Origin of the sequence: Streptomyces sp. SID14515 (assembly GCF_010548505.1) — a bacterium.
In the GTDB taxonomy this organism is placed as follows: Bacteria; Actinomycetota; Actinomycetes; order Streptomycetales; family Streptomycetaceae; genus Streptomyces; species Streptomyces caviscabies.
In genome coordinates, this window is the sequence record NZ_JAAGMH010000053.1 from 74092 (window position 1) to 86869 (window position 12778).

A 12778-nucleotide genomic window follows, 5' to 3' on the forward strand; every position below is an offset into this window, starting at 1 on the left:
CATGTCGGTCACGGAGCCGGGGAAGCGGTCACGGAACCGGCGCCGAGGTCGGCGGGGGAGCCGAGGCGGCCCGTCGCCCCGCCTTCGCGACGGCGATCTGCCGCCCGACGCGCGGGCCGAGCACGGAGACGACGAGCAGCACACCGGTGACGACGATCTGCGACTGCGCGGAGACGTCCCCCAGGCTCATCACGTTCTGCAGCGCCCCGAGCAGGAACACCCCCGCGATCGCGCCGCCGAGTGTGCCCTTGCCGCCGTCGAAGTCGATACCGCCGAGCAATACGGCGGCCACGACGGACAGTTCGAGGCCGGTGGCGTTGTCGAAGCGGGCGCTGGCGTAGTGCAGCGCCCAGAACACTCCGGTGAGGGAGGCCATCAGGCCGGTCACCGTGAACAGGATCAGCTTCTGCCGCTTCACCCGCACACCGGCGAACCGGGCCGCCTCCTCGTTGGCCCCCGTGGCGAACAGCGAACGCCCGAACGGCGTCGCGTGCAGGGCGAGTACGGCGACGGCGAGCAGCGCCAGGAACGGCAGCAGGGCGTACGGGACGAACGTGTCGCCGATCCGTCCGGCGGCGAAGTCGAGGTAGGGCGCGGGGAAGTCGGTGACGGCGTCCGAGCCGAGCACGATCTGCGCGATGCCCCGGTAGGCGGCCAGCGTTCCGATGGTGACCGCGAGCGACGGCAGCCCGAGCCGGGTGACGAGCAGCCCGTTGACCAGCCCGCAGACCACACCGAGCAGCAGACAGACCGGAATGATCGCCTCGATCGGCAGGCCCTGGTTCCACAGCGCCCCCATCACCGCACCGGAGAGACCGGCCGTGGACGCCACCGACAGATCGATCTCACCGGAGACCACCAGCAGCGTCATGGGCAGGGCGATCAGCGCGATGGGCAGGGTGTTGCCGATCAGGAACGACAGGTTGAGGGCGTTGCCGAAACCGTCGACGAAGCCGAAGGACAGCAGCAGCACCACGATCAGGAGGGCGCCGACGACCGTGTCCCAGCGGACGGCGCGCGCGAGTGCGGAGTCAGCCATGGCGGGCGTTCCTCTTCTTCAGTGCGGACGCCACGCGCAGGGCGACGATCCGGTCGACCGCGATGGCGAGGATGAGCAGGAAGCCGTTGATCGCGAGCACCCACACGGAGCTGACGCCCAGCGCGGGCAGCACGCTGTTGACCGAGGTCAGCAGCAGCGCGCCGAGCGCCGCGCCGTAGACCGTGCCGGAGCCCCCGGTGAAGACCACGCCGCCGACCACGACCGCGCTGACGACGGTGAGTTCGTAACCGGTGCCGGTGCCCGAGTCGACGTTCCCGAAGCGCGCCAGATACAGCGCGCCCGCGAGACCGGCCAGCGCCCCGCAGAAGGTGTACGCGAGCAGGATCCGCCGGCGTACCGGAATCCCGGCCAGCCGCGCCGCCTCCGGGTCGGAACCCAGCGCGTACAGCTCGCGCCCGCTGCCGAAGTGCTTGAGGTAGTACGCCGTCGACACCAGCAGGGCCAGCGCGATCATCGCGAGCCAGGGCACCGCAGAGATTCCGCCGGAGCCGAAGTCCACGAATCCGTTCGGCAGATCGGCCGCCGTGATCTGCCGCGAGCCGACCCAGATCGAGTCGATGCCCCGGATGATGTAGAGCGTGCCCAGCGTCACGACCAGCGCGGGCACCTGGCCCAGGCTCACGAGCAGCCCGTTCAGCAGCCCGAAACCGACGCCCAGCAGGACGGCCAGGGCCACGGCCACCACCGGGTGCCCGCCGCCCTGGAGATACGTACCGGCGGCGAAGGCGCTGATGCCGAGCGTCGAGCCCACCGACAGGTCGACGTTGCGGGTGATGACCACCAGCGACTGGCCGGTGGCGACCAGCGCCAGGATCGTGGCGTTCAGCAGCAGGTCCTTGATGCCCTGCTCGGAGAGGAACGCGCTGTTGCCGAGCTGGGTCAGCACCAGCATCACCAACAGCACGACCAGGATGGCGAGTTCGCGCATCTTGAAGACGCGGTCCACCAGCCGGGTGCTGCTGGAGGAGGGTATCGGCGCGACGGGCGCCGGTTCGGTGGTCGTCACCGTCATGCGGCGGCCCTCCCGGTGGCAGCGGCCATCACGGACTCCTCGGTGGCGTCGGAACGCGGGATCTCGGCGGTGAGGCGGCCCTCGTGCATCACCAGCACCCGGTCGGCCATGCCGAGGATCTCGGGCAGGTCCGAGGAGATCATCAGCACCGCCACCCCGTCCGCGGCCAGCGAGCTCAGCAGCCGGTGCACCTCCGCCTTGGTGCCGACGTCGATGCCGCGCGTCGGCTCGTCGACGATCAGTACGGCGGGCCCGGTGGCCAGCCACTTGGCCAGGACCACCTTCTGCTGGTTGCCACCGGACAGGGTGGACACGGCGTCGGCGATCCGGGCGTACTTCACCTGGAGCCTGACCGCCCAGTCGAGCGACCGGCTGCGCTCGGCGCCCCGGTCCATCAGCCCCGCCTTCCTGGTGGCGCGCAGACCGGTGAGCCCGATGTTCCGCTCGATGGACATGCCCATCACCAGGCCCTGGGCCCGCCGGTCCTCGGGGACCAGGGCGAGGCCGGCGGCCATCGCGGTGGACGGGGCGCCGTTGACGAGCGCCCGCCCGGCCACCTCGACCTCACCGGCGTCCCACCGGTCGACGCCGAAGACCGCCCGCGCCACCTCCGTACGCCCGGCGCCCACCAGCCCCGCCATGCCGACGATCTCGCCGCACCGCACATCGAAGGAGACGTCGGTGAACACGCCTTCGCGGGTGAGCCGTCGGACGCTGAGGGCGACCTCGCCGGCCTCGACGTGCTGCTTCGGATAGAGCTCGTCCAGGTCCCGGCCGACCATCCGGCGGACCAGGTCCTCTTCGGCCATGCCGGCCAGCGGTTCACTGGCGATCAGCGCCCCGTCCCGCAGGGTGGTGACCCGTTCGCAGATACGGAAGATCTCCTCCAGCCGGTGCGAGATGAACAGCACGGCGGCCCCCTGCTCGCGCAGCGCGCGGACCACGCCGAACAGCCGGGCCACCTCGCTGCCGGTCAGGGCGGCCGTCGGCTCGTCCATGATCAGGACGCGGGCGTCGAAGGAGAGGGCCTTGGCGATCTCGACGATCTGCTGGTCCGCGATCGAGAGGCCGCGCGCCGGGCGGTCGGGGTCGAGTTCGACCCCGAGCCGGTGCATCAGGGCGGCCGTGGCGGCCCGGGCGGCCTGGTGGTCGATCCGCCGGTACGTCCGCCGGGGCTGGCGGCCCATGAAGATGTTCTCGGTGATCGACAGGTCGGGGAAGAGCGTGGGCTCCTGGTAGATGACGGCGATACCGGCGTCCCGGGCGTCGGCGGGGCCGTGGAAGGTGACCGGCTCGCCGTCCAGCAGGAGCTGTCCGGCATCGGGCCGGTGGACTCCGGCGAGCGTCTTGATCAGGGTCGACTTGCCCGCGCCGTTCTCGCCGGCGAGGGCGTGGACCTCGCCGGGAAACAGGTCGAGCGACACATCCCGCAGGGCCCGTACGGCGCCGAAGGACTTGGAGACGTCCCTCAGGGCCAGCACGGGGGCCGGATCCTTGGCGGACCGGTGGGTCATCGGTGGCTCCTCGACGACGCGGAGGGCGTCCTCACGACATCGTGAAAGGTTTCAAATGAGTTGCCGGGACGTTAGGCAGGTCCCTTGGGTCGCGTCAATGGGGGTGAACGGAAATTCTCGACCGGCCCTTGCGTTCGTGAGGTTCTGTCAGGTCGGGCCTGCCGGAAGGGTTGACAGTCCTCGGGGGCGCTCCTACCTTCAAGCCGTGTGAATCGTTTCAGATTCATTCGCGTTCACCCCGATGTCACAGGAGCGACGAAGTGACCGAGCCCGCCACGGTGAAGGCCGCCCTCATGTCCCAGGCCATCGAGACCCCCTCATGGGCGTACGGGAACTCCGGGACCCGCTTCAAGGTCTTCGCACGGCCCGGCGTGCCCCGCACGCCCCAGGAGAAACTCGACGACGCGGCGAAGGTGCACGAGTTCACCGGAGCCGCACCCACCGTCGCCCTCCATATTCCCTGGGACACGGTCGACGACTACGCGGCCCTCGCCGAACACGCCCGCGACCGGGGCCTCACGCTCGGGGCCGTCAACGCCAACACCTTCCAGGACGACGACTTCCGGCTCGGCAGCGTCTGCCACTCGGATGCCGCCGTACGCCGCAAGGCTCTCGACCACCTCCTGGCCTGCGTCGACATCATGGACGCGACGGGATCCCGGGACCTCAAGCTGTGGTTCGCGGACGGCACGAACTACCCCGGGCAGGACGACATCCGCGAGCGGCAGGACCGGCTCGCCGAGGCGCTGGCCGCCGTGTACGAACGGCTCGGCGACGACCAGCGGATGCTCCTGGAGTACAAGCTGTTCGAGCCCGCCTTCTACACGACCGACGTCCCGGACTGGGGCACGGCCTACGCCCACTGCCTCAAGCTCGGGCCCCGGGCCCAGGTCGTCGTGGACACCGGTCACCACGCACCCGGCACCAACATCGAGTTCATCGTCGCGACCCTGCTGCGCGAGGGCCGGCTCGGCGGCTTCGACTTCAACTCCCGCTTCTACGCCGACGACGACCTGATGGTCGGGGCGGCCGACCCCTTCCAGCTCTTCCGCATCATGTACGAGGTCGTCCGCGGCGGCGGGCTCACCGCGGACGTCGCCTTCATGCTCGACCAGTGCCACAACATCGAGGAGAAGATCCCCGCGATCATCCGCTCGGTGATGAACGTGCAGGAGGCCACCGCGAAAGCGCTCCTCGTGGACCGCGAGGCGCTGGCCGCCGCCCAGCGCACCGGCGACGTCCTGGCGGCCAACGCCGTGCTCATGGACGCCTACAACACCGACGTACGTCCGCTGCTCGCCGAGGTCCGCGAGGAACAGGGCCTCGACGGCGACCCGATGGCCGCCTACCGGCGCTCCGGCTGGGCGACGAAGACCGCCGAGGAGCGGATCGGCGGACAGCAGGCGGGCTGGGGCGCGTAAACCCTCCGGGCCCCGACCGTCCGGACCTCTCCGCGCCCCACGACCGACGGGCCGCATACCCGCCCGGCCCCACGCCCGCCCCGCCCCGCCTCTCCGCCGCCCCTTAGCGAAGGACACCGAGGAACCCATGGCACTCCACCCCGAAGCCGCGGCGCTGCTGGCCCGCTCCCACCGGCTCGGCTCCGACCCGCGCAACACGAACTACGCAGGCGGCAACGCCTCCGCCAAGGGCGCCGCGCCCGACCCGGTCACCGGCGACGACGTCGAGCTGATGTGGGTCAAGGGCTCCGGCGGCGACCTCGGCACCCTCACCGCGGAAGGGCTCGCCATACTCCGCCTCGACCGGCTCCGCGCACTGCGGACCGTCTACGCCGGCGTGGAGCGCGAGGACGAGATGGTCGCCGCGTTCGACTACTGCCTGCACGGCAAGGGCGGGGCCGCTCCCTCCATCGACACCGCCATGCACGGCCTCGTCGACGCCCCGCACGTCGACCATCTGCACCCGGACTCCGGGATCGCGCTGGCCTGCGCCGCCGACGGCGAGAAGCTGACCGCCGACTGCTTCGGCGACACGGTCGCCTGGGTGCCCTGGCGGCGTCCCGGCTTCCAGCTCGGCCTGGACATCGCCGCGGTCAAGGACGCGAACCCGGGGGCCATCGGCTGCGTCCTCGGCGGCCACGGCATCACCGCCTGGGGCGAGACCTCGGAGGAGTGCGAGGCCAACGCGCTCCACATCATCCGCACCGCCGAGACGTTCCTGGCCGAGCGCGGCAGGCCCGAGCCGTTCGGGCCGGTCCTCGACGGGTACGAGGCGCTGCCCGGGGCCGAGCGCCGTGCGCGGGCCGCCGCCCTCGCCCCGTACGTACGCGCGCTCGCCTCGAAGGACCGGCCCCAGGTCGGGCACTTCGACGACTCCGACGCGGTCCTGGACTTCCTCGCCCGCACCGAGCACCCGAGGCTCGCGGCGCTGGGCACCTCCTGCCCGGACCACTTCCTCCGTACGAAGGTCAGGCCGCTGGTCCTGGACCTCCCGCCGGCCGCCGAACTCACCGACGCCGTAAGCCGCTTGAGCGAGCTGCACACCGCATACCGGGAGGAGTACGCCGCCTACTACGAGCGTCACGCCGAGCCCGGCTCGCCCCCGATGCGGGGCGCGGACCCGGCGATCGTGCTGATCCCCGGGGTGGGGATGTTCAGCTTCGGCAAGGACAAGCAGACCGCCCGCGTGGCCGGGGAGTTCTATCTGAACGCGATCAACGTGATGCGCGGCGCGGAAGCCGTCTCCTCCTATGCGCCGATCGAGGAGTCGGAGAAGTTCCGCATCGAGTACTGGGCGTTGGAGGAGGCCAAACTCCGACGGATGCCGAAGCCGAAGCCGCTGGCCAGCCGGGTCGCCCTGGTGACCGGCGCGGGCAGCGGCATCGGCAGGGCCATCGCCCGCCGCCTCGTCGCGGAGGGCGCCTGCGTGGTCGTCGCCGACCTGGACGCCGAGAGCGGGGCCGCCGTCGCCGAGGAACTGGGCGGCCCCGACCGGGCGGTGGCCGTCACGGTCGACGTCACCAGCGAGGAGCAGATCGCCGACGCCTTCGAGGCGGCGGCGCTCGCCTTCGGCGGCGTCGACCTGGTGGTGAACAACGCGGGCATCTCCATCTCCAAGCCCCTGGCGGAGACCACGGCCCAGGACTGGGACCTTCAGCACGCCATCATGGCCCGGGGCTCCTTCCTCGTGGCCCGTGAGGCGGCGCGCATCATGCGCGCCCAGGGCTTCGGCGGCGACCTCGTCTACATCGCCTCCAAGAACGCCGTCTTCGCCGGTCCGAACAATGTGGCCTACTCCGCGGCCAAGGCCGACCAGGCCCACCAAGTGCGACTGCTCGCAGCCGAATTGGGCGGAGACGGCATCCGTGTCAACGGTGTCAACCCGGACGGCGTCGTGCGCGGCTCCGGCATCTTCGCCGGCGGATGGGGGGCGCAGCGCGCCGCGACGTACGGGATCGAGGAGGGGAAGCTCGGCGAGTTCTACGCCCAACGCACCCTCCTCAAGCGCGAAGTGCTGCCCGAACACGTCGCCAACGCCGTGTTCGCCCTCACCGGCGGCGAGTTGACCCACACCACCGGCCTCCACATCCCCGTCGACGCCGGGGTCGCCGGGGCCTTCCTGCGATGAGCGCGCCCACGCGGACCCTCGCCGCGGTCGACCTGGGAGCCTCCAGCGGCCGGGTCATGGTCGGCCGCGTCGGCCCCGACACCCTGGAACTTGCCGAAGCCCACCGCTTCCCCAACCGTCCCGTTCACCTGCCGGAGGGGCTGCGCTGGGACATCCTCGGCCTCTACCGGGGGGTGCTCGACGGGCTGCGCGCGGCGGGCCCGGTCGACTCCCTCGGCATCGACAGCTGGGCGGTCGACCATGGCCTCCTCGACGCCGACGGGGCCCTCCTCGGCAACCCCGTCCACTACCGCGACCGCCGCATCGAAGGCGTCCCGGAGAAGGTGTGGGCCACGGTCCCGCCCGAGGAGCTGTACCGGGCGACCGGCATCCAGTACGCCCCGTTCAACACGCTCTACCAACTCGTCGCCGCCCGCGGCACGCCACAATTCGCAGCCGCGCAAAGGCTGTTGCTGATCCCGGACCTGTTGACGTACTGGCTCACGGGCGAACAGGGCACCGAGCTCACCAACGCCTCCACCACCCAGCTCATCGACCCGCGCACCGCCGATTGGAACCGCGACCTGGCCGGCCGCCTCGGCATCGACCTCGGGCTCTTCGCCCCGCTGCGCCGCCCCGGCGACCCCGCCGGTTCGACGCTTCCCCCGGTCCAGGAGCTGACCGGGCTGCCCGGCCCCGTACCGGTGACGACCGTCGGCTCGCACGACACCGCATCCGCCGTCGCCGCCGTCCCGGCCGCGCGGGGCGAGCGCTTCGCCTACCTCTGCACCGGCACCTGGTCCCTGGCCGGACTCGAACTCGACGCACCCGTCACCACCGAAGCGAGCCGCGAGGCGAACTTCACCAATGAGCTGGGCATCGACGGCACCGTCCGCTTCCTGCGCAACATCATGGGCATGTGGCTGCTCCAGGAGTGCATGCGCACCTGGGGCCGGGACGACATCGCGCCCCTGCTCGCCGAGGCCGCCCGCGCTCCCGCCCTGCGGTCCGTCGTGGACGCCGCCGCACCGGAGTTCCTGGCCCCCGGAGACATGCCCGAACGCATCGCGGCCGCCTGCCGGGCGACCGGCCAGCCCGCGCCCGCCACTTTGGGCGCGACCACGCGCTGCATCCTCGACTCGCTGGCCCTCGCCCACCGGCGCGCGATCCACGAGGCGCAGCGCCTGGCCGACCGTGCGGTCGACGTCGTGCACATCGTCGGCGGCGGAGCGCGCAACGCGCTGCTGTGCCAACTCACGGCCGACGCCTGCGGACTGCCGGTCGTGGCCGGCCCCGCCGAGGCGGCCGCGTTCGGCAACGTCCTCGTCCAGGCACGGGCCCACGGCCTGCCCGGCGATCTCGCCGCCACCCGTGAACTCATCGCCCGCACCCAGCCCTTGACCCGCTACGAGCCGTCGGGAGACCCGGCGGCCTGGGAGGCGGCGGCGCGCCGCACCGAAGGTGCGCGCCGCCTGCACGCTTGACCAGCCACCCCGCCCCGTCACCTACTCCGTCCCATCAACCTCCCTTCATTTCCAGTCCCATCCCTTCCCCTCGCCGAATCGGAGCCGAGTGTGATCAGCCGACGACGACTGCTCAGCACGACCGCCACCGCCCTGGGAACCACCCTCATCGCCGGAGCCATCCCACCCGCACAGGCCGCGGAACGCGGTGCGAAAGGAGCCAGGGGCCTCCGGGTGGGCGGCTCGACCGCCGAGTACGTGAAGAACCCGCTCGGCCTCGGCGCCGCCCGCCCGCGCCTCGGCTGGCCGCTCACCGCCACCGCGCCGGGCCGCACGCAGAGCGCATACCAGATCCGTGTCGCGCTCAGCGAACGGGCCCTGGAGCGGCCCGACGTCTGGGACAGCGGCAAGGTCGAGTCCGCCGACTCGACCCAAGTGGGCTACGGCGGACCGGAGTTGCGCTCCCGTACCCGCTACTACTGGACCGTGCGGGTCTGGGACGACCGGGGCCAGGTCTCCGGCTGGTCCGAACCCGCCTGGTGGGAGACCGGGCTCACCGAAGCCTCGGACTGGTCCGCCGCCTGGATCGGGGCGCCCGCCGCCCTCGTCGGCGCACCGGCCCTGGACGAGGCCTCCTGGATCTGGTTCCCGGAGGGTGACCCGGCGAGCAGCGCCCCGGCCGCGACCCGGTGGTTCCGCGGCGCGTTCGACGTACCGGAGGGAGTGACCCGGGCCCGGCTGGTGCTCACCGCCGACGACGGATACGTCGCCCACCTGGACGGTACGGAAGTGGCGCGCGCCGAACCGGACGAGGTCGCCAGGGCCTGGAGCCGCCCCTCGGTCACCGACGTCACCGAACGGCTCGCCCCCGGCCGCCACGTCCTCGCCATCGCCGCGACCAACGAGGTCACCGGCCCCGCCGGGCTGCTCGGAGCCCTGGAACTGACCACCGCCGACGGCGTACGCACCATCGCCACCGACGACGGCTGGAAGGTCGCCGACACCGAACCCGCGGGCGACTGGCAGGCGTTGGAGTACGACGACGGAGCCTGGCCCGCCGTGAAGGTCCTCGCCGCATGGGGCTCCGGCCCCTGGGGGAAGGTCGCTCCCGCCTACGCGCCCGTCGCCCAGCTGCGCCACGAGTTCCGGCTGCGCCGCAAGCCCGTCGCACGGGCCCGGCTCTACTCCACGGCGCTCGGCCTGTACGAGGCCCACCTCAACGGCAAGCGCGTCGGCACGGACCGCCTCGCACCGGGCTGGACCGACTACGCCCGGCGGATCCAGTACCAGACCCATGACGTCACCGAGCTGCTCGCCTCCGGGGCCAACACCCTCGGCGTGGAGCTGGCGACCGGCTGGTACGCGGGCAACGTCGGCATGTTCGGCCCGCATCAGTACGGCGAACACCCGGCGTTCCTCGGACAGTTGGAGGTTACCTACCGGGACGGAACCACCGAGCGGGTGCTGTCCGGCACCGACTGGCGGGCCGCCACCGGGCCCATCACCCTGGCGGACCTCCTCACCGGCGAGAACTACGACGCCCGCCTGGAGACCGACGGCTGGCTGCGCTCCGGCTTCGACGACGCCGCCTGGGCGAAGGCCGTGCCCGCCGAGGAGGAGGTCACCGCCGAACTGGTCGCGGAGCCCGACGGACCCTGCCGTGTCATCCAGGAGCTGAAGGCCCGGAAGATCACCGAACCCCGCCCCGGCGTCTTCGTCTTCGACCTCGGCCAGAACATGGTCGGCACCGCACGCCTGCGCGTCACCGGACGGGCCGGCACCACCGTGCGCCTGCGCCACGCGGAGGTGCTGAACCCCGACGGCACCGTCTACACCACCAACCTCCGCACCGCCGCCGCGACCGACCACTACACCCTCAAGGGCGGCGGCCGCGAGACGTACGAGCCGCGCTTCACCTTCCACGGCTTCCGCTACGTCGAAGTGACCGGCTATCCGGGCAAGCCACCGCTGGACGCCGTCGTCGGGCGGGTGATCCACACCGACGCGCCCCTCACCATGGAGTTCGAGACGAACGTCCCGATGCTCAACCAGCTCCACAGCAACATCACCTGGGGCCTGCGCGGCAACTTCCTCTCCATCCCCACCGACACCCCCGCCCGCGACGAACGCCTCGGCTGGACCGGCGACATCAACGTCTTCGCGCCCACCGCCGCGTACGCGATGGAGTCCGCGCGGTTTCTCGGCAAATGGCTGAGCGACCTCCAGGACGACCAGACCGCCGACGGAGCCTTCACGGACGTCGCGCCGCACGTCGAAGGCCTCGGCGCGGGCTCGGCCGGCTGGGGCGACGCGGGCGTCACCGTCCCCTGGGCCCTCTACCAGGCGTACGGCGACACCCGGGTACTGGAGCAGGCCTGGCCTTCCATGCTGAAGTGGCTCGACTACCTGGACGCCCACAGCACCGGACGGCTGCGGCCCGCCACCGGCTACGGCGACTGGCTGAACATCGCCGACGACACCCCCAAGGACGTCATCGCCACCGCCTACTACGCCCACAGCGCCGACCTCGTGGCCCGTACCGCCCGGGTCCTGGGCAAGGACCCGGCCCCGTACACCGCGCTGTTCGCGGAGGTCCGCGAGGCCTTCCGTACCGCGTACGTCACCGGCGGCGGCCGGGTGAAGGGCGACACCCAGACCGCCTACGTCCTGGCGCTCTCCATGGACCTCCTGAGCACCGAGGAACGCACCACCGCGGCCGACCGCCTCGTCGCGCTCATCGAGGCGAAGGACTGGCATCTGTCCACGGGCTTCCTCGGCACCCCGCGCCTGCTCCCCGTCCTCACCGACACCGGGCACACCGATGTGGCGTACCGTCTGCTGCTCCAGCGGACCTTCCCGAGCTGGGGCTACCAGATCGACCGCGGGGCCACGACGATGTGGGAGCGCTGGGACTCCATCAAGCCCGACGGCAGCTTCCAGGACGCCGGGATGAACTCCTTCAACCACTACGCGTACGGCTCGGTGGGGGAGTGGATGTACGCCCACATCGCGGGCATCGCCCCCGCCGCCCCCGGCTTCCGCGAGGTGACCGTGCGGCCCCGGCCCGGCGGCGGCATCACCCGTGCCCGGGGCCGCTTCGCCTCCCTACACGGGCCGATCACCACCGACTGGAAGACGGAGAAGGGCCGTTTCCACCTGACCGTGGGCCTGCCCGTGAACACCACCGCCGAGGTGTGGATCCCGGCGGGCCGGGCCGAGGACGTGACGCATACCGGCGCCCGGTTCCTGCGGCTGGAGGACGGCTGCGCGGTGTTCGCCGTCGGTTCGGGAAGCCATCGCTTCGCGGTCTGAGCCCGCCAGGGCGACAGGCGTGCGCCGTACCGGCGGTCAGGCACCGCCGGTACGGCGCACGCGCGCTCTTGAGCCGATGCTCCTCAGCCGCGGTCGAGCGCCTCGGCCGCGTCGGCCAGCTCCCGCACCTGATCCTCGGTCAGATGCCGCACTTCCCGGATCAGCGCCGCGACGTCGGCAACCTCCGGCGAGGGGCCGCCGCCCCGCGCCGGAGGGCTTACGCCGGTCAACGAGGCCAGGACGGCGACCGGTACGCCGAGCACCGCGGCGAAGCCGTCGAGCAGCTCGGCGTCGAGATCCTTCGCACCGTCGCGCACCATGCGGATCGTCGATGCGGCCTTGCACACTCCGGACATCAGGCACATCGTCTTGGCGACGGCCGACGCGTTCAGGTTGCGCAGGGCGAGCAGGTGCACCAGCAAGGAGCCGAAACCCGGCGGACCGGCGTCCTGCGGGGGCCGCACAAGAGTCCGTGCGGGACGCGGTTGCGCGGCGAGCGTCCGGGCACGTGCGCGCAGGCGCCGGCGGTCGGCGGCGGAGAGGGACAGCGTGTGCTGCACCAGAGAAGAGACCCAGCCGCCCGCCGCGCCTTCCAGGTCCAGCGCGCCCTCCGGCAGCGGAAGACCGGCGACGACAAGGAGGTCGTTGCCGTCCAGGCCGACCCGTCCGGCGAGTTCGCGCAGGAACTCCTCGTCCGGAGGATGCCCGGGAGGAACCGGGATCCCCGCCGACCGGGCCAGCCGCGCCACGAGGACATCAGGGGTGGGGTACGCGGATATCTCCATCGCCGCCACCGTAGCGAAGGAGGCGGCGATGGAGAACGCGGGCACCCGCTCGAAGCGTTCGACGC

8 protein-coding genes are annotated in these 12778 nt (G+C 71.9%); 4 read left to right on the forward strand and 4 right to left on the reverse strand.

The features are described 5' to 3' along the window. Positions 1–28: 28 nt before the first annotated feature. The 3 genes from G3I54_RS10135 to G3I54_RS10145 are packed head-to-tail and all read right to left on the reverse strand — an operon-like array spanning position 29 to position 3586. Positions 29–1039, reverse strand: a complete 1011-nt coding sequence (locus tag G3I54_RS10135) for an ABC transporter permease (protein ID WP_164613255.1) — start codon at positions 1037–1039, stop codon at positions 29–31. Next, positions 1032–2072 carry an ABC transporter permease gene (locus tag G3I54_RS10140; protein WP_164613257.1) on the reverse strand — a complete coding sequence of 347 codons (1041 nt, stop codon included), beginning with the start codon at positions 2070–2072 and terminating at the stop codon, positions 1032–1034. The genes G3I54_RS10135 and G3I54_RS10140 overlap by 8 nt, the downstream gene beginning before the upstream one ends. Further along, a complete protein-coding gene (locus G3I54_RS10145; protein WP_164613259.1) occupies positions 2069–3586 on the reverse strand; it encodes a sugar ABC transporter ATP-binding protein in 1518 nt (505 codons plus the stop codon). The genes G3I54_RS10140 and G3I54_RS10145 overlap by 4 nt, the downstream gene beginning before the upstream one ends. A gap of 260 nt (positions 3587–3846) precedes the next feature. Between G3I54_RS10145 and rhaI the strand changes: the two genes are divergently transcribed. From rhaI to G3I54_RS10165, 4 genes are all read left to right on the forward strand, one after another. Then, a complete protein-coding gene (rhaI, locus tag G3I54_RS10150; RefSeq protein ID WP_164613261.1) occupies positions 3847–5007 on the forward strand; it encodes an L-rhamnose isomerase in 1161 nt (386 codons plus the stop codon). Between the two features lie 127 nt (positions 5008–5134). Further along, on the forward strand, positions 5135–7174 hold the full coding sequence (locus tag G3I54_RS10155; protein WP_164613263.1) for a bifunctional aldolase/short-chain dehydrogenase: 2040 nt from the start codon (positions 5135–5137) through the stop codon (positions 7172–7174). Next, entirely contained in the window at positions 7171–8637 is a 1467-nt protein-coding gene (locus G3I54_RS10160) for a rhamnulokinase family protein (RefSeq protein ID WP_164613265.1), read from the forward strand. The genes G3I54_RS10155 and G3I54_RS10160 overlap by 4 nt, the downstream gene beginning before the upstream one ends. A gap of 90 nt (positions 8638–8727) precedes the next feature. Further along, positions 8728–11928, forward strand: coding sequence for an alpha-L-rhamnosidase (locus tag G3I54_RS10165; RefSeq protein ID WP_164613267.1), 3201 nt, complete (start codon positions 8728–8730; stop codon positions 11926–11928). An 83-nt stretch (positions 11929–12011) separates the two neighbouring features. On the opposite strand, the gene G3I54_RS10170 is transcribed toward G3I54_RS10165, so the two are convergent. Then, entirely contained in the window at positions 12012–12758 is a 747-nt protein-coding gene (locus tag G3I54_RS10170) for a hypothetical protein (RefSeq protein WP_164613269.1), read from the reverse strand. Positions 12759–12778 lie beyond the last annotated feature (20 nt).